Raw genomic sequence first — 17,627 nt, 5'->3', positions numbered from 1 at the left:
GTAAGGCTCCCAGTAGACGACTGGGTTGATAGGCCAGATATGGAAGCCTGGTAACGGGTGGAGTTGACTGGTACTAATAGGCCGAGGGCTTGTCCTCAGTTGCTCGCGTCCACTGTGTTGGTTCTGAAACCACGAACAGCCTCATGTGCCACACATGACGGTCTGAAAGTTTCATAGTGTTTCGGTGGTCATAGCGTGAGGGAAACGCCCGGTTACATTCCGAACCCGGAAGCTAAGCCTCACAGCGCCGATGGTACTGCAAGGGGGACCTTGTGGGAGAGTAGGACGCCGCCGAACAAATTTTATGGGAAACCCCCGCACCGTTGGTGCGGGGGTTTTCTGCGTTCCAGACCCTTTTTCAGAACGGGCCCTTTTCAGAAAGTGACATCTGCCGTTTCCACGACGCCGGCCTCGCGGCCGGGGGCGCTGTGGAACTTCCAGTACAGGTTGGTGTGGGCGATGACCAGATCCGGGGTCGGGGCGCCGAACTGGGTCAGGTCCTCGGTGGTGTGGGCGTCGGTGACCAGCGTGGCGTCGTAGCCCCGGGTGAGCGCGCCGTGGAGCGTCGAGCGGATGCAGATGTCCGTCTGGGCGCCCGCGACGACGATGTGGCCCACCTTCAGGTCCGCGAGGACGGACTCCAGGTCCGTGGCCTCGAAGGAGTCCGGGTAGGTCTTGTGGATCAGGGGCTCGTCGTCGTGGCGCTTCAGCTCGGGGACGTACTGCCACGGGGTGCTGTCCCGCGGCAGGTCCTCGTCCGAGTGCTGGACCCAGATGACGGGGACGGCCGCCGTGCGGGCCTTCTCGAGCAGGGCGTCGACGTTCGCGATGACCTGGTCGCGGTCGTGGGCGCCCGCCATCACCCCGTTCTGGACGTCGATGACGAGGAGTGCGGTGTGCGGGCGGTCAGGGAGTGTTGTCATGCGGGCACCCTAGAGCCGGGCACTGACACCGCGGGGCACGCTGCGGGAATCCGCTGGGAGCGTTCGGCGGCCCGGTATTAGCGTGAGGTGCATGAACGCTGTGGATGTCGCTGGATACGTGGTCCGGGGGATACGCGCCGACGAGTGGGAGCGGGTGAAGGAGCTGCGGCTCGACGCGCTGCGGGATCCCGCCGCACCGCTCGCGTTCCTGGACACGTACGAGAACGCCGTCGCCAAGGACGACCGGTTCTGGCGGGAGCGGGCCGAGCGGGCGGCCGAAGGGGCCACCGGGGGACGGCAGTTCGTCGCCGAGGCGGCCGACGGGGGCTGGGTCGGATCGGTGACCGTGCTCCTGGAGGAGCCGGGGAGCGTGGACTGGTCCGGGGTGCGGGTCGAGCGGCTGCAGGGGCATGTGGTCGGGGTGTATCTCCGGGACGGTCACCGGGGCGTCGGGCTGATCCAGGGGCTGCTGGCGGCAGCGGCGGACTGGGTGTGGGACCAGGGGGCCGCGCGGGTGCGGCTGTTCGTGCACGAGGAGAACACGCGCGCCCAACGGGCGTACAAGAGGGCCGGGTTCGTGCCCACCGGTCTTGCCGTGCCGTTCCCGACGGACGAGACCGTGAGCGAGCTGGAGTTCGCGCTAGACCGGTAGGTCCTCGTGCGGCCAGCGGGCCCTGGCCTGTTCGCGGGAGCGGAGCAGGGCGCGGGTGTCCAGGCCCTGGGTGATGCCGGTGGCCAGGAGGCCGGGGAGCTGGGGGACGGGGGCGACGGCCGCCACGTCCTCGAGGACCAGGGTCAGTGGTGGGTCGAGCCGACCGGAGGATGACCGTTCGGCCATGCGCCGGCCGTGCTCGACCACGCTGGAGACGAGGGCCGTCAGCAGGGGCATCGCGCCCGGGCTCGTGCGGGGGTCCTCGATGGTTTCACCGACCACATAGAGCGTGCCCCCTTCGTGGACGAAGGAATCCAGGGCGAGCGTGTCGGTTCGGTGCGGGGTGCACGATTCGCGGACGTTGACCGTGGTGAGCGCGGAGAGCGCACGGCCGGTCAGTTCCTGGGCGATGTCGCGGCGTTCGGGGTGCGCGGTGAGCGCGGCCTCCAGTTCGCCCGCGGCGCCGGGCGCGGCCTTGGGGTGGGTGCGCAGGACCCGTACCGCGTCCTGGATCTGGGTGCCCTGGGCCCACCGGTGGACGTGGCGGACGGTGCGGCCGTCCAGCGCGGCGGCGTGCAGACAGCTGCGCAGCAGGGTGACGGCGGTGTCCGCGACCGCCTGGTCGATCCGGGCCGAGGGACGTACGGGGGCCAGCAGGGCGGTGGCGCGCTCCAGTGCCGTCGCCTTGTCCTCGCAGCCCGCCGTGGGGGACCAGTGGAGGCGGGCCGGGGTGTCGCAGCGGTGGGTGGGGTCGTACAGGAGGGCCGGGCCGAGCTTGGCGCGGGCGTCCTTGGTGGCGGCCCACAGCGCCGGGTCGGAGGTGACGACCACGGCGGCGCCGGGAGCGTCCTGGAGGGCCTGGAGGGCGGCCGTGTGGCGGTCCTCGGGGCTGCCGTAGAGGACGGGGCTCAGGGCCGGGAGCGGGGCCGTGGGGGGCGCCACGGGGGCTTCGGGGAGCGGCGGGGGCGCCTCGTGCGGGACTGCGGGCTGCGGGGGCTCCGGGCGCGGTACGGGGACCGGGGCGGGCGTGGGGACCTCGGGGGCCGGAGCGGGGGCCTGGTGCTGCGGGGCGGGTACCTCGTGCGTCGGTGGTGCGGGGGCGGGCGCGGCGGGTGTCGCGGTGGCTCTGCGTGTTCTTCCCGCGCGCCAGCGGGCGAACGTGCCGAGCACGAATACCGCGAGGACGAAGAGGACCATCAGCTGGCCGATGAACAGGCCCCAGAACAGTCCCCAGCCGGGCAGCTGCCCCGGCGGGGTGCCGGGCCAGGCGCCCGCGATGTCGTGCGGGTCGCCGATGAGGTGGCGCATGGCGAGCGGGGTGCGGGTGAAGGCGAGCGGGCCCGGCCAGGCGCCCCTGGAGAAGAGGGCGCCGAGGCCCGTCGCCGTCCACACCAGCAGGGTCATGCCGAGGAGGAAGGCGAGCAGGCCCAGGAGCAGGCCGTCGGGGACGCCGCCCCTGGCCTGTGCTCCCGCGTCCCGGCCGCCTCGGTCGTCCGCTCTCACCCGTGCTCCCTCGCCCTTTCCGCCGACGCCACCGCCGGTGCGCTACGCGACCGTCGACTCGGAGTCGCCCAGGTGCTGTTCCACGAAGGCGGCGGCCCGTCGCTCGGCCTCCAGCTCGGCGGCGAGCAGTGCGTCGTCGGCCGACATCTCGCTGGAGGACTCGGTCATCGCGCGGTCGGTGAAGACCAGGGGGCGTTCGGTCTCCGTGATCAGGTGTTTGACCACCTGGACGTTGCCGTTGACGTCCCAGACGGCGATGCCGGGGGTGAGCGTCGGGATGATCTCGACGGCCCAGCGGGGCAGTCCGATGACGCGGCCGGTGGCCCTGGCCTCGTCGGCCTTCTGGGCGTAGATCGTCCGGGTGGAGGCCATCTTGAGGATCGCGGCGGCCTCCTTGGCGGCGGCGCCGTCGACCACGTCGGAGAGGTGGTGGACGACCGCGACGAAGGAGAGGCCGAGGCGGCGGCCGAACTTGAGCAGCCGCTGGAACAGCTGGGCCACGAACGGGCTGTTGATGATGTGCCAGGCCTCTTCGACCAGGAAGATGCGCTTCTTGCGGTCGGGCCTGATCCAGGTGTGCTCCAGCCATACGCCGACGATCGCCATGAGGATCGGCATGGCGATGGAGTTGCGGTCGATGTGGGAGAGGTCGAAGACGATCAGCGGGGCGTCCAGGTCGATGCCGACCGTGGTCGGGCCGTCGAACATGCCCCGCAGGTCGCCGTCCACCAGGCGGTCGATGACCAGGGCGACGTCCAGGCCCCAGGCGCGTACGTCGTCCAGGGCGACGTTCATCGCCTCGGCCGACTCCGGCTCGGGGTGCCGCAGCTGCTCGACGATGTCGGTGAGGACGGGCTGGCGGTCGACGATGGTCTCGTTGACGTAGGAGTGGGCGACCTTGAGGGCGAAGCCCGCGCGTTCGTCCAGGCCGTGGCCCATGGCGACCTCGATGATCGTGCGGAGCAGCGCGAGCTGGCCCGTGGTGGTGATCGCGGGGTCGAGCGGGTTGAGGCGGATGCCGTGGTTGAGGGCGGCGGTCGGGTCGAGCCGGATGGGGGTTATCCCCAGCTCCTCCGCGATGAGGTTCCATTCGCCGACGCCGTCCTCGCCCTGGGCGTCCAGGACGACGACCTGGCGGTCCTTGAAGCGCAGCTGGCGCAGGACGTAGGTCTTCTCCAGCGCCGACTTGCCGTTGCCGGACTCGCCGAGGACGAGCCAGTGGGGGGCGGGGAGCTGCTGGCCGTAGAGCTGGAAGGGGTCGTAGATGTAGCCCTTCCCGGAGTAGACCTCGCGGCCGATGATGACGCCCGAGTCACCGAGGCCGGGGGCCGCGGTGGGCAGGTAGACCGCCTGGGCCTGGCCGGTGGAGGTGCGCACCGGGAGCCGGGTGGTCTCGACCTTCCCGAAGAGGAAGGACGTGAAGGCGTCGGTGACGGCGGACAGCGGATCTCGCATGGAGAGCCCCTACCTATCGGATGCCGGTGGCGAACGGGAGGGTGTTCACGAACGCGCGGTGGTGCTCGCGGTCGCACCACTCCAGCTTCAGGTACGACTTGCCCGCGGAGGCCCGGATGGTGCGCTTGTCGCGGTTGAGGGCCTCGGGGGAGCGGGCGGAGACGGTGATGTACCCGACGAGGTTGACCCCGGCCGCGCCGCTGGCGAGGTCCTCGCCGCGCTGGTCGAGACGGTTGTGGGCGGCGATGTCGCGCGGGTCGACCGTGCGGTTCATCTTGGCGGCGCGGGACGCCTCGGCCTCGTCGTTGGTCTTCTCGGTGAGCATGCGCTCGATGGCGACCTCGGTGGGTTCGAGGTCCATGGTGACGGCGACCGTGCGGATGACGTCCGGGGTGTGGACGAGCAGCGGGGCGAGGAAGTTGACGCCGACGGGGGTCATCGGCCACTCCTTGACCCAGGCGGTGGCGTGGCACCAGGGGGCGCGGGTGGAGGACTCGCGGGTCTTGGCCTGGAGGTAGGTGGGCTCCATGGCGTCGAGTTCGGCGGGCCAGGCGTTGCGCTTGGTCATGGCCTGGATGTGGTCGATGGGGTGGTCCGGGTCGTACATGGAGTGCACGAGGGAGGCCAGGCGGCTCTGGCCGAGGGGCTGGCGGACCCGGATGTCGGCCTCCTGGAGGCGCGAGCAGATGTCGGTCAGCTCGCGGGCCATGACGATGGCGAGCCCGGCGTCGCGGTCGAGCCTGCGGCCCGCCTGGGGGCGGGCGGCGCGGGCCATGGCGTGGGCCTCGGCGGCCAGTTCGCGGTGGTAGCTCATGCAGGCGACCAGATAGGCGCGGTGCTGCTCGCTGCTGGTGGAGACCATGGACTGGAGCTGGTCGTAGGACCGCTGGAGCCAGTCGGGGGAGCGGCCGTCACCGCGCAGCGCGACGTCCTTGGCGTGGGCGTCGGGGTCGGCGGGCAGGGTGCGGGCGAGCATCTGGATGCGGGTGACGAAGCCGTCGCCGTTGGCCACGTGCTTGAGGAGGGTGCCGAAGCGGTCGACGAGGGCTTCCTGGTCCTCGGAGTCGCGCAGTCCGACGCCGGGGCCCTCGATCTCGATGGCGGCGGTGACGGTCTTGCGGTCCGCGTGCAGCAGTACGGCGATCTCGTCGGGGCCGAAGGGGGCGGCGAGCCAGTTGATGCGGCCGATGCCGGGCGGCGGGCCGATCTCCACCTCGTGGCCGTCCAGCCGGGTGCCCGCCTCCATGACGGCGGAGCGGTAGACGGCGCCGCGCTTGACGGTGCGCTTGTAACTGCGGTTGATCTCGAACCACTTGTAGAAGGTGCGGCGCTTGTACGGTACGTAGACGGCGGCGAGCGCGAGCAGCGGGAAGCCGGTCAGCAGCACGATGCGCAGCGGGAGCGCGGGGACGAGGAGGCCGCACATCATGCCGAGGAAGGCGCCCGCGACGATGAGCGCGATCTCGCCGGACTCGCGGTTGCGGCCGATGATCGCGTTCGGCCGGGCCCGGCCGATGAGATACGTACGGCGGGGCGTGACCGGATGGGACAGATGGGACTCGGTCGTCAACGCCCTTCACCTCCAGTGCGGTTGGTGCTGCTCTTGCGGGTGTCTGCGGCGTGCGGGGTGGCGGCCGGGCTGGGGGCGCGGGGCGCGGGGGTGGCCGCGCCGCCGCCCTGCGGGCCGCGGCTGCTGTGGGCGGCCACGCCGCCGCTGGCGGGGTTGGCGGGGCGGGGGGTGTTGGCGCCTGCGCCGCCCGCGTTGCTGTCGGCGCGGGTGCTGTGGGTCTTGATGCCTTGGGCGACGAGGGTGGCGGGGGAGCTGAGGACGGCGGCGGCCTTGCTCTCGGCGCCCTGCATGATGCGGTTGTTGCGGGAGCCGGCGATCTCGTCGCCGAAGCCGGGGACGAAGCGGTAGATCATCGCGCTGGCGAAGATGGCGAGCAGGATGATGGAGAGGCCGGAGACGACGGCGCCGAAGGCGTCCGGGCCGTTGTCGCCGGAGAGGGCTCCGGCGAGGCCGAGGACGATGACGATGACCGGTTTGACCAGGATGACGGCGATCATGATCCCGGCCCAGCGGCGGACGTGGCCCCAGAGGTTCTTGTCGACGAGTCCGGCGTAGACGACGGTGCCGAGGAGGGCGCCGACGTAGAGCAGGGCGGCGCGGATGACCAGCTCCAGCCAGAGGACGCCTGCGGCGAGGATGCTGACCAGGGAGACGACGATCAGCATGATCGGGCCGCCGCCGATGTTGTCGCCCTTGTCCAGGGCGCCGGAGAAGGTGCCGAAGAAGGTGTCGGCCTGGTCGCCGGTGGCCTTGGCGAGGACGTCGGTGACGCCGTCGGTGGCGGAGACGACGGTGTAGAGGATCAGGGGGGTGAAGGCGGAGGCGAGCACCGTGAGCCACAGGAAGCCGACGGCCTCCGAGATGGCGGTGGTCAGGGGGACGCCGCGCACGGCCCGCTTGGCGACGGCCAGCAGCCACAGCACCAGGGTCAGGATGGTCGACGCCGCGAACACGACCGCGTACTGCTGCAGGAACTTCTGATTCGTGAAGTCGACGTTCGCCGTCTCCTTCACCGCGTGACTGAGCTTCTGGATCGTCCAGGAGGCGGCGTCGGCACAGCCTTTGGCGAGGGCGGAGAGGGGGTCGAGGGTGGAGGTCAGGGGGTTGTCGGGGGTGAGGCTCTTGCCTCCGCCACTGCTGCCGCCCTTGTCCTTCTCGCACAGGTCGCGGGCCGACCCGTGGATCAGGTCGCAGGCGCTGTTGCTCCCGGTCGGTGTGGGGGTGGGCGCGGCGAAGGCACGGGTGGCTGTGAGAACGGCGGCGGTCTGGACGGCGGTGAGAACGGCGCCCAGCCGGAAGACGCGGCGGTCAACGGGCATAGGTGAACCCTCCGTACTCCTCGACGGCCTTCGACATCTCGTCGGCGCCGGACGCCTTGTCGTCCCCGGGGACCGGGGCCGGTCCCTCTTCCTGGGAATTGGTGTCGATCTTCCAGTCCCCGGAGACCCAGCGGAGGTTCATGGTGATCGTGAACCAGTCGTTGGTGACGGGGTTGGTGGACGCGCCGCCCGCGATGCCGAGCAGACCGCCGCACCAGACCGCGACCGTGACGCTGTCGCGCCCGGCCTTGGTGGTCTTGGTGCCGATCGGGGTGGTGCGCGAGACGAACGTGGAGCCGGCCGGGGCCACGCCGTTCTTGTCGAGACCGAGGCTCTGGTTGAAAGCGGGGGTGTACGCCTTGTCCAGGTCCGACTGCGAACGGGCGGCTCTGGAGGGGACCATGACGGTCTGGAGGATGCGGTCGCGTTGGGCCTTCTCGAACATGCCCGCCGAGCCCAGGGCGACCGCGTAGTTCGCCGCCGCGCTCTCCGCGCCCTGCTGGGTATGCGCGTACCCCGTAGGGATCTCCCCCGTCTTCGTGTCCACCGGGGCCGTGCCGGTCGGGGACGTGGCGGTGGTGTTGGGGTGGGTGCCGGAGGTGGTGTTTTTGTCCGTCGTGGTGTTCCGGGAGGAGTCGCCGCGGTTCGCGAAGGCGATTGCCGCGATCAGGAGGACGACCACGCCGACGACGGTGACCAGGCTGCGGGAGGAGGCGCGGGGGGTGCGGCGGGGGGTGCCGTAGGGGTCCTCGGGCAGGCGGAGGCGGGTCTGGCCCGTGTCCGGGTAGTCGTGTTCGTCTCCGGGACTCATGCCGCGTACGCCCTCTCCGCCTCGTAGGCATACGACGGTAGCCGTGCTGGTTCCCGCGCGGGCGCGGTGTGGTGACTCGACATCAGGGAAACGCAACCTCAGCCGGTGGGCACGACGGGCGGATGGGACGGGAGCGGACGGGGTGTCAGACCGCCATGCCGTACACGATCGTGAACAGCGTGCCGAGGGAACCGATGATGAACACCCCGGTCAGGCCCGCGATGATGAGTCCCTTGCCCTGTTCCGCGCTGAAGGTGTCGCGCAGCGCGGTCGCGCCGATGCGCTGCTTGGCCGCGCCCCAGACCGCGATGCCGAGGCAGAGCAGGATGGCGACGGCCATCACCACCTCGATCATCACCTTCGCTTCGTTGCCCAGGGTGCCGAAGGGGCCCCAGTCCGGAGCGATCCCGCCGATGATGGTGTTGATGTCTCCCTTGTCGGCCGCGAAGAGCATGTAAGTCACCGCCCCTGATGGGTAGTTCCGAGAGGACCCCGCGGTGTGCAGAGGTCACGCCTCATTCTCGCCGACAACGTCGCTGTCGTATGTCGACTTGACGTCATTGACTGGCGGGTTTCGTACGAATACCTCGTACGGTGACTCTGTGTATCACGGCAGGTCACGCCGGGCAACGACGCAGGTGCGAAACCTGGGACGTGGTTTCGTCGTTGGGCTTTTCTATGGCCTGAAAAGGTTTCTGACGGCTGGTCGGGTGAGACGTCGAGCCGATGTTCTCACGAGGGGGCGGCGGTTCAGCGGGGCGTGAGGCCGTGCAGCAGCAGATGGACGTGCTCGTCGAGACCGGTCATCGCCTCGTCGGCCTCCAGGGCGCAGCTCGCGACGAGGGCGGCCAGGCCGTGCAGGCTCGCGGCGGCGACCAGGGTGATGCGCTCGGGGTCGCCCTGGACGATCTCGCCGCGCTCCTGGGCGTCGGCGAACAGCCGGGTCAGGGAGCCGAGGGTCTGGTCGACGGCGGCGGCGATGCGGTCGGAGCCGGCGGGCTCGTGCTTGCGCGCGAACATCAGCTCGAGGAGTTCCGGGTTCTCGATCGCGAAGCCGAGGTAGGCACGGGCGAGGGCGGTCATGCGCTGTTCGAGGGCCGCGCCGGGGGTGGTGGCGGTGGCCGCGGTCAGGGTGCGGTCCAGGCGCTCGTAGCCATCGAGGGCGAGGGCGTCGAGGAGGGCCTGCTTGTCCTTGAAGTGGCGGCCGGGGGCCGCGTGGCTGACGCCGGCGGCGCGGGCCAGCTCGCGCAGGGAGAGGGCGCCCGCGCCCTTCTCGCGCAGGGTGCGTTCGGCGCTTTCGAGCAGGGCGGCGCGCAGGTCGCCGTGGTGGTACGGGCGGGTTGTGGGGATGCGCGGCATGGGCGTCATGGTATCCCGATGTTGACGGCGTCAGCTTTGTTGGCGGTGTCCAGTTTGTTGACGACGCCAGCATTGTTGTCGTTGACATCATTGTTGTCGCTGCCTACATTGAGGGCATGGCCGATACGAGCGAGAAGGCGCGCACGGCGCGCTCATGGAACGCGTCCCAGCTGCCCGACCAGAGCGGCCGTACGGCCGTGGTGACCGGCGCCAACAGCGGCATCGGCTTCGCCGCCGCCGACGCGCTGGCCCGGGCCGGGGCGCATGTGGTCCTCGCGGTGCGCGACACCGCACGCGGCGAGGCGGCGGCGGCACGGATGCCCGGCAGCACCGAGGTGCGCCGCCTGGACCTGGCCGACCTGGACTCGGTACGGGCCTTCGCCGACGCCTGGTCGGGCCCGCTGGACCTGCTGATCAACAACGCGGGCGTGATGATGCTCCCGGAGGGCCGGACCGCGCAGGGCTTCGAGACCCAGTTCGGCACCAACCACCTCGGGCACTTCGCCCTCACCAACCTGCTGCTCCCGTACGTCACCGACCGCGTCGTGACCGTCTCCTCCGAGCTGCACCGGGGCGGCGACGGCGTGATCGACTTCGAGAACCCGAACCTGCGGGGCCGTTACACCCCGACCCGCGCCTACGCCCAGTCCAAGCTGGCCAACCTGCTGTTCACCCTGGAACTCCAGCGCCGCCTGAGCGAGGCGGGCTCCCCGGTGCGCGCCCACGCGGCCCACCCCGGCTACGCGGCCACCAACCTCCAGAGCCACGCCGCCAACCCGCTGATGCGCGCCTTCATGGCCGTCGGCAACAAGGTCGTCGCCCAGGACGACCGGGGCGGCGCCCTGCCAACCCTCTACGCCGCCACCCAGGACCTCCCCGCCGCCTCCTACGTCGGCCCCGGCAGCCTCGGTGGCATGCGGGGCGCCCCCGCCCTGGCCGGTCGCAGCCACGCCGCCAGCGACCCGGTGGCGGCCCGCCGCCTGTGGACCCTGTCGGAGGAGCTGACGGGGGTGGGCTGGGGGCTCACGGCACCGGCCTCGGCCAAGGGCGACGGTCAGGCGTGACGGCCGGGGGTGACAGCTCGGTGTGACGGCCGGGCGGGACAGCCGGGGCGGGAGCGCTTCACAGGAAAATCTCAGAGAGTCGCAGCGCGTTTCTCACTTCCACGGGGAACAGTGACCCCTGATGAAGCGCACCTCTCGCATCTCGGTCACGTCCCGGCCCGCGTTGCTCGGGGCGGTGGTGATGCTCGCCCTGACCTCGGCGTCCGTGGCCGTCGCCGATGACGGGCCGGGGCCCCTCGGGGTCACGGCCGTGGCCGGTGTGTCGGCGCACGGGGCGCGGGTGGGGGCGCTGTTCAAGGCGGAGCCGGGCGGTCGGCTGAAGGGCGGCCACTACTGCACGGCCTCCGTGGTGCACAGCGCGCACCGGGATCTGATCGTCACCGCCGCGCACTGCCTGGACGGCGTCCGGGGGGAGCTGGCGTTCGTGCCGGGGTACCGGGACGGGCGGGCGCCGTACGGGGTGTGGCGGGTCGGGGCGCGGGTGCTGCCCGAGGGGTGGGACGAGGACAGCGACGTGGCCTTCGCGCATCTCGGGGAGCGGGACGGCCGGAGGGTCGAGGACGTGGTCGGGGGCAACCGGTTCGTCACCGGCGCCACCACCGGGGCCACCGCGGTCACCGTGACCGGGTATCCCGACTCCCGCGAGGTCCCGATCAGCTGCACCAACAAGCCCGTCGCGCACAGCCGTACCCAACAGCGCATCGCCTGCCCGGACTTCACCGGGGGCACCAGCGGGAGCCCCTGGATCAACGGGGACGGACAGGTCGTCGGGGTGCTCGGCGGGCACGAGCGCGGGGGCTCCACCCCGGACGTGTCCTACAGCGTGGTGCTGGGGCGCGGGGCGGCCCGGCTGTACGCGAGCGCGGCGGCGGGGTGAGGGAGACCTTCCGGGCGGCAGCCGTGGAGCGGCAGTGGCTCTGGCCGCAACAGCTGTAAAAGCGTCATCTGTCCGTGTCGCGGCGTGAAATGACGCCACTTCGCCAAGAAATGGCGATGAACCGCGCGCCCATGGGGCAGGGTTGGGGCGTGCGGAAGGTATGGGTGATCGGCGGGGCGGCCGTGGGGCTCGGCATGGGCTTCGTCATGCTGCTCGTCGTCGGGGTGTACGTCATCGGCGGGAACCTCGCGAACGGGGTCGCCACCGGGGGCCGGGGACTCGCCAAGGGTGCCGTGCCGGCCGCGTACCAGAACCTCGTGCAGCGGTGGGGCAATCTGTGCCCCGCGCTCACCCCGGCGCTGCTCGCCGCGCAGCTCTACCAGGAGAGCGGCTGGAATCCGACCGTCGTCAGCCCGGCCGACGCCCGGGGCATCGCGCAGTTCATCCCGAGCACCTGGGCGGCGCACGGCATCGACGGCAACGGCGACGGCAAGCGGGACATCTGGAACCCGGACGACGCGATCCCCTCGGCCGCGTCCTACGACTGTGAACTGGCCAAGTACGTCAAGGACGTTCCGGGCAACACCAGCGACAACATGCTCGCCGCCTACAACGCGGGCGCGTACCGGGTGATAAGGGAGGGCGGTGTGCCCGCGATCTCCGAGACACGGAACTACGTCAAGCGGATCCGCGCGCTCTCGAAGAGCTTCGCCGCGCCCGAGAGCCGGATCGACCCCTCCCGGCAGGCCGCCGGGGCGATCGGGTTCGCGCAGAGCAAGCTCGGTACGCCGTATCTGTGGGGCGGCAACGGCACGGCGGCCGAGGGCGGGCGGTTCGACTGCTCGGGGCTGACCAAGGCGGCGTACGCGAGCGTGGGGATCAGCCTGCCTCGGGTGGCCAACGACCAGTACAACGCGGGGCCGCATCCGTCGCGGGATCAACTGCTCCCGGGGGACCTGGTGTTCTTCTCGCACGACCTGGCCGATTCCCGTGCCATCCACCACGTGGGCATCTACGTCGGTGGCGGCTATATGATCGACGCCCCCCGTACCGGGGCCGTGATCCGGTTCGATCCCATCGACACCTCCGAGTACTTCGGTGCCACCCGTGTCACCGAGGATGGCGCGAAAGCGCTCCCCACGAAGGTGTGAGCAGAGCGTGAACCAACCCCCTGAGCTGCGGCGATGAGTCTCTCTTCGATAACGTCTGCGTGATCATTCGGTGGAGGGTGGAACGCACCGACAGGGGCTGTGCGTTCCTGTTGGCGTAGCCGAGCGGACGTCAGTGCGCCAGTGCGGCGGAAGCGGATCTACGAACCACGGGGGCCGGACGGCGCGCACCAGGCGTGCCGGGAAGACGACGAAGGGGCCGCAGCACCATGGCTGTACTCGCCGCATCGGCTGTACTCGCCGAATCCGGATCGAACCCCGACGTCGAGTTGCTGTACGACATCAACGGGCTGGCGAAGGCCGCGCCGCACTGGTTCGACCGGGTCATGGAGTTCGTCGGTGAATACGGGCTGCCCGTCGCCATGGTGCTCCTCATCCTCGGCTGCTGGCTGAGCGTGCGGCGCCGGGGTGGCCGGGAGGCGGCTCCGGCGGTGGCCGCGCTGGTGTGGGCGCCGCTCGCGGCGGCGCTGGCCGTCGTGGTGAACGCGCCGATCCGTAACTTCGTCGAGCGGCCCCGGCCGTTCGTCGACCATCAGGGGCTCGACGTCCTGATCGCGGGCAAGAGCGACTTCTCCTTCTGCAGCGACCACGCGACGATCACCATGGCGATGGCGGTCGGCCTGTTCGTCGCCAACCGCCGCTTCGGCATGGCGGGCATCGCGATCGCCCTCCTCGAGGGCTTCTGCCGGGTCTACATGGGCGTGCACTACCCGACCGACGTGATCGGCGGCTTCGCGCTGGGCACCGCGGTCGCCCTGCTCCTGTCCCCGCCCGCGACGGCCCTGCTGACCCCCCTGATCAAGGCGATCGAACGCTCCCCCCGCGCGGGCCGCCTGGTCCGCGCCCGCACGGCCCCCACCGACCACGACAACCCCGTCCTCTCCGGCGACCGCCGCGCCACGGGCGCGGGCGCGGGCGAGAAGGACCTGGCGGCGTAACCCCGGCGGGGCTTCAGCGGGCCCTGCAGCTCCGGCGAGCCTTTGCTCCGGCGGCGCCCCTCCCGCGCCGCCGGTGGAGCCCCTGCGGCCCCACCAAGCCCACGCGACCCCGGTGCCCCCTGCGACTTCGTCGGGCCCCGGCGACCCCGTGAAGCCCTGGGCCTTGGCGATCCCTGCGGCTCCATCGGGCCGTGCGGCTCCGTGAAGCCTCCGGGCCCTGACGATTTCTGCAGCTTCGTCAGGGCCTCCCGCGCCCCAGCGCCTCGTGCGGCTCCGTCGAACCCCTGCGGCTCCGCCAAGCCCGCGTGACCCGGCGATTCTGTGAGAGTCCCTGCGGCTCCGTCGAGCCCCTGTGCCCCCGGAGATCTCTGTACTTCTGGCGGTTCCTGAGTCCCGGGGATGCCTGCGGCTCCGTCAGCTCCCGTGCCCTCGGCGCGCGCTGCTACTTCGGCGGTGCCCCTGTGGCTTCGTGAAGCCCACGTGCTCCGGCGGTCCCTGCGACTTGGTCGGGTCCTCTGGCTTCGTCGGGTCCTGCGACTTCGTCGATCCCTGCAACTCTGTCAGCTCCTACGCCCTCGGCGTTCCTGTGGCTTCGTCAGATCCCCGTGCTCCGGCGGTCCATGCGGCGCCGGGGGAGCCCCTGCGGCCCGCCAAGCACGCGCGATCCTCACGGCCCCCTCCGGCTCCGATGCTTCCTGCGGTACCGGCGGGCCTCTGCGCTTCCGTCAAGCCCACGTGACCCCGGTGCCCCCTGTGGCCTCGTCGGGCCCAGGCGACCCCGTCAGGGCCCCTGGCGGGGTCGCCGGAGATCCTGCGGCCTCGTCAGAGACCCCGTCCCCCTCAGAGACGCCGCCCCCTCAGAGCCCCTGCGGGTAGCTGAAGAAGTGTTTCGGGTCGTAGGTCTTTTTCACCTTGGTCAGGCGGGGGGTGGCGGGGCCGTAGTAGGCGGTGCGCCAGTTGGGGAGGGTGGGGTCGGTGTAGTTCTGGTAGGCCGCGCCTGAGGCGTAGGGGCGCATCGCGGTGTGTGCCGTGTCCAGCCAGGTGCGGGCCGGGGTGCCGGGGGTGGCCTCGGGCCAGGAGGCTATGTACTGGGCCAGCATGCGGGAGCGGCGGTGGACGAAGGCGGTCGTGGTGGGGGAGACGTGGTTGACGGCGCCGCCGAGTGCGGTCAGCGCGATGCTGCCCGCGCCGCCGCGCACCGCGCCGATCTGCCGCAGCAGGGTCTGGATGCCCGCCGACGGCAGGGAGCGGTCGAAGAAGTCCGAGTGGGCCGCGTAGGTCTCCCGGCGCAGCGCGCCGCGCGGTGAGCGGCCGGGGGTGCTGCCCGGCAGATGGCACTGGGCGTCCGTGGCGAACCCCGAGCAGCCCGCGTAGATCTCCATGGCCTCCTCGTAGCCCCGGCGGCGCAGGCTGACCGAGGAGGCGTTGGCGCCCGCGCTGTGGGCGAGGCGGTCCACGGCGTTCTGGAGGCCGTCGTAGGAGCCGACGGAGAAGCAGGAGACGGAGACGGTCGGGGTGCGCCCCGGTGAGCACTCCAGGTGCAGCGCGGACCAGATCTCGTCCGGCTGGGAAGGACCCCACTCCTGCCACGCCTTCACCACGGCCGCCGCCTTCGCCCAGGGCCAGGCGAGGTACGCGGTCACGGCCTTCGGCACCGGGTGCGTGCGGAAGCGCAGCTCGGTGACGACGCCGAAGTTGCCGTTGCCCGCGCCGCGCAGCGCCCAGAAGAGGTCGGCGTGGTGTCTGGCGTCCGCGGTGACCTCGGTGCCGTCCGCGGTGATCAGGGTGGCCTGGGTGAGGTTGTCGCAGGTCAGGCCGTAGGCGCGGGAGGCGACCCCATGACCGCCGCCGAGGACCAGGCCGGAGACGCCGACCGTGGGGCAGGAACCGGCGGGAATGGTCACCCCCTTGGCGGCAAGGCCCCGGTAGACGTCGATCAGCTTGGCGCCCGCGCCGACGACCGCCTGGCCGCCGCTCGCGCTCACCTTGTTCAGCGCGGAGACGTCCAGGATCAGCCGTCCGTCGCCGGAGGAGTAACCGCCGTAGGAGTGGCCGCCGTTGCGGATCGCGACCTTGATCCGGTGGGCGCGGGCGTAGGCGAGGACGGTGCGGATGTCGCCGGTGTGGGCCGGATAGGCGACGGCGGCCGGGCGCAGCCCGTCGAAGCGGGTGTTGTAGAGACGGCTGGCCGGGGTCCAGTTCGCGTCGCCCGGGCGGACCAGCGTGCCGTCGAGGTCGTGCCCGAGCCCGCTCCAGCTCTTGGCGGCGGGGCGTACGGCGCCGGGGGTGCCCCGGGAGGCCAGGGCTGTGGTGGAGGAGGGCAGCGTGGCCGGTGCGGGGCCCCCGGCCGGGCGCGGGGCCGCGTCGCAGGCGCCGAGCGCGGTCGCGGCCAGCGCGGCGGCACCTCCCGAGATGAACGTACGCCGTTCCATGTCCCCCGCCCTCCGCCGTCGTACCCGTTCCGTTCCGTCCCCCGTGGAACGAGACGGCGCCCCACCGAGCGGGGTTCCACGGGAGGGTGACAAGGTGTGGGAAGAGTGCGTGGGCGGCGCGGGGCCGGGATCTCCACGTGGCCTCCTCGTGAGCGTTCCGTGACCTCACCGGGCCGACGGCAGGGGTTCACCCCTCGTTCACTTCGGGCCATCGGCGGCTTCACCTGTTCTGCCTAATTTCGGCCGTACCAGATGCGGAGTGCGGCCATAGATGCACTCGCGTGTCCCCCTGACTTCGCACGCCGCCCGCTGCGGCGGCTCCTGGAAGGAACTCCCGAAAGTGATGCTTCAGCGCAAGAACCGGCTGCGCGCCCTGTCTCTCGGTGCTCTCGCCGTCTCCGGCGCCCTGGCCCTGACGGCGTGCGGCTCCGACGACACCGGCAAGCAGACGGGCGGTGGTTCCTCCGCCGCGGCGAGCGCCGGGTCGATCAAGTGCGACGGGGCGAAGGGCCAGCTCCTCGCGGACGGCTCCTCCGCGCAGAAGAACGCGATCGACGCCTGGGTGAAGAACTTCTCGCAGGCCTGCGGCGTGCAGATCAACTACAAGGGTGCCGGTTCCGGCGCCGGTGTCACCTCCTTCAACCAGGGCCAGCTCGCGTTCGCCGGCTCGGACTCCGCGCTGAAGCCGGAGGAGGTCGCCGCCTCCAAGAAGATCTGCAAGGGCGGCCAGGGCATCGACCTGCCGATGGTCGGCGGCCCGATCGCGATCGGCTACAACGTCCCGGGTGTGAAGGACCTGGTCCTGGACGCGCCGACCCTCGCGAAGATCTTCGACAGCAAGATCGCCAAGTGGAACGACGCCGCGATCAAGAAGCTGAACCCCTCGGCGAAGCTGCCCGACCTGAAGATCCAGGCGTTCCACCGCTCGGAGGACTCCGGCACCACGGACAACTTCACCAAGTACCTGATCGCCACCACCCCGGACAACTGGAAGTACGAGGGCGGCAAGGCCTGGCAGGCCAAGGGCGGCCAGGCCGCGGCCGGCTCGGCCGGTGTGGCCCAGGGCGTCAAGCAGAACGCGGGCGCGATCGGCTACTTCGAGCTGTCCTACGCCAAGGACATCGACACGGTCGCCATCAACACCGGCGCCAAGTCCCCGGTGAAGCCCTCCACCGAGTCCGCCACCGCCGACATCGCGGCTGCCAAGGTCGTCGGCACCGGCAACGACCTCGCCCTGCAGCTCGACTACAAGACCACGGCCGAGGGCGCCTACCCGCTCACCCTGGTCACGTACGAGATCGTCTGCGACAAGGGCAACAAGGCGGACACCCTGCCCGCCACCAAGGCGTTCCTGCGCTACATCGCGAGCGAGGACGGCCAGAAGGTCCTCGGCGAGAACGACTACGCCCCGATCCCCGACGAGATCATCACCAAGGTCCGCAGCACCATCGACGGCCTGAGCTGACCTGATCCGAGTGTGCGGCCCGGGCCCCGACGGGGTCCGGCCGCACCGTCCGGTGCACCGCCGCCCGGAGCCGGGCCATCCCCGGCTCCC

At 71.2% G+C, this 17,627-nt stretch carries 15 protein-coding genes and 1 rRNA gene; 7 read left to right on the top strand and 9 right to left on the bottom strand.

What is annotated here, in order from left to right; translation table 11 throughout:
- The first annotated feature begins 180 nt into the window (after positions 1 to 180).
- Positions 181 to 297, top strand: a 5S ribosomal RNA gene (gene rrf, locus B079_RS0124605).
- Between the two features lie 77 nt (positions 298 to 374).
- On the opposite strand, the gene B079_RS0124600 is transcribed toward rrf, so the two are convergent.
- Positions 375 to 923 carry an isochorismatase family protein gene (locus tag B079_RS0124600; protein WP_018548510.1) on the bottom strand — a complete coding sequence of 183 codons (549 nt, stop codon included), beginning with the start codon at positions 921 to 923 and terminating at the stop codon, positions 375 to 377.
- Between the two features lie 91 nt (positions 924 to 1,014).
- Between B079_RS0124600 and B079_RS0124595 the strand changes: the two genes are divergently transcribed.
- On the top strand, positions 1,015 to 1,575 hold the full coding sequence (locus B079_RS0124595) for a GNAT family N-acetyltransferase (protein ID WP_106432372.1): 561 nt from the start codon (positions 1,015 to 1,017) through the stop codon (positions 1,573 to 1,575).
- Here the strand turns inward: B079_RS0124595 and B079_RS0124590 are convergent.
- The 7 genes from B079_RS0124590 to B079_RS0124560 form a co-directional block, all read right to left on the bottom strand.
- Positions 1,564 to 3,078 carry a hypothetical protein gene (locus B079_RS0124590; RefSeq protein WP_018548508.1) on the bottom strand — a complete coding sequence of 505 codons (1,515 nt, stop codon included), beginning with the start codon at positions 3,076 to 3,078 and terminating at the stop codon, positions 1,564 to 1,566. The two genes, B079_RS0124595 and B079_RS0124590, sit on opposite strands and share 12 nt — an antisense overlap.
- Before the next feature lie 42 nt (positions 3,079 to 3,120).
- On the bottom strand, positions 3,121 to 4,533 hold the full coding sequence (locus B079_RS0124585) for an ATP-binding protein (RefSeq protein WP_018548507.1): 1,413 nt from the start codon (positions 4,531 to 4,533) through the stop codon (positions 3,121 to 3,123).
- Positions 4,534 to 4,546: 13 nt separating this feature from the next.
- Entirely contained in the window at positions 4,547 to 6,103 is a 1,557-nt protein-coding gene (locus tag B079_RS0124580; protein ID WP_018548506.1) for an SCO6880 family protein, read from the bottom strand.
- Positions 6,100 to 7,422: a hypothetical protein gene (locus B079_RS0124575; protein WP_018548505.1), complete on the bottom strand. Its 1,323-nt coding sequence runs from the start codon at positions 7,420 to 7,422 to the stop codon at positions 6,100 to 6,102. The genes B079_RS0124580 and B079_RS0124575 overlap by 4 nt, the downstream gene beginning before the upstream one ends.
- Positions 7,412 to 8,233 carry a hypothetical protein gene (locus B079_RS0124570; RefSeq protein WP_018548504.1) on the bottom strand — a complete coding sequence of 274 codons (822 nt, stop codon included), beginning with the start codon at positions 8,231 to 8,233 and terminating at the stop codon, positions 7,412 to 7,414. Before B079_RS0124570 ends, B079_RS0124575 begins: the two co-directional genes overlap by 11 nt.
- Before the next feature lie 145 nt (positions 8,234 to 8,378).
- Entirely contained in the window at positions 8,379 to 8,687 is a 309-nt protein-coding gene (locus tag B079_RS0124565; RefSeq protein ID WP_018548503.1) for a hypothetical protein, read from the bottom strand.
- A 296-nt stretch (positions 8,688 to 8,983) separates the two neighbouring features.
- Positions 8,984 to 9,592: a TetR/AcrR family transcriptional regulator gene (locus B079_RS0124560; protein WP_018548502.1), complete on the bottom strand. Its 609-nt coding sequence runs from the start codon at positions 9,590 to 9,592 to the stop codon at positions 8,984 to 8,986.
- A 116-nt stretch (positions 9,593 to 9,708) separates the two neighbouring features.
- Between B079_RS0124560 and B079_RS0124555 the strand changes: the two genes are divergently transcribed.
- The 4 genes from B079_RS0124555 (at position 9,709) to B079_RS0124540 (ending at position 13,640) form a co-directional block, all read left to right on the top strand.
- Complete coding sequence (locus tag B079_RS0124555) at positions 9,709 to 10,656, top strand: oxidoreductase (protein WP_018548501.1); 948 nt, start codon at positions 9,709 to 9,711, stop codon at positions 10,654 to 10,656.
- 121 nt (positions 10,657 to 10,777) lie between these two features.
- A complete protein-coding gene (locus B079_RS0124550) occupies positions 10,778 to 11,533 on the top strand; it encodes a trypsin-like serine peptidase (RefSeq protein ID WP_018548500.1) in 756 nt (251 codons plus the stop codon).
- 131 nt (positions 11,534 to 11,664) lie between these two features.
- Entirely contained in the window at positions 11,665 to 12,684 is a 1,020-nt protein-coding gene (locus tag B079_RS0124545) for an NlpC/P60 family protein (RefSeq protein WP_037801842.1), read from the top strand.
- Positions 12,685 to 12,911: 227 nt separating this feature from the next.
- On the top strand, positions 12,912 to 13,640 hold the full coding sequence (locus B079_RS0124540) for a phosphatase PAP2 family protein (RefSeq protein ID WP_018548498.1): 729 nt from the start codon (positions 12,912 to 12,914) through the stop codon (positions 13,638 to 13,640).
- Between the two features lie 857 nt (positions 13,641 to 14,497).
- Here the strand turns inward: B079_RS0124540 and B079_RS0124535 are convergent.
- Entirely contained in the window at positions 14,498 to 16,072 is a 1,575-nt protein-coding gene (locus B079_RS0124535) for an FAD-binding oxidoreductase (protein ID WP_018548497.1), read from the bottom strand.
- Positions 16,073 to 16,412: 340 nt separating this feature from the next.
- Between B079_RS0124535 and pstS the strand changes: the two genes are divergently transcribed.
- Positions 16,413 to 17,537, top strand: coding sequence for a phosphate ABC transporter substrate-binding protein PstS (pstS, locus tag B079_RS0124530; RefSeq protein WP_018548496.1), 1,125 nt, complete (start codon positions 16,413 to 16,415; stop codon positions 17,535 to 17,537).
- Positions 17,538 to 17,627: the final 90 nt, after the last annotated feature.

This window comes from Streptomyces sp. LaPpAH-108, assembly GCF_000373625.1.
Lineage (GTDB): Bacteria > Actinomycetota > Actinomycetes > Streptomycetales > Streptomycetaceae > Streptomyces.
Note: the sequence above shows the minus strand (reverse complement) of the source record. Positions and strands in the feature narration are given on the sequence as shown.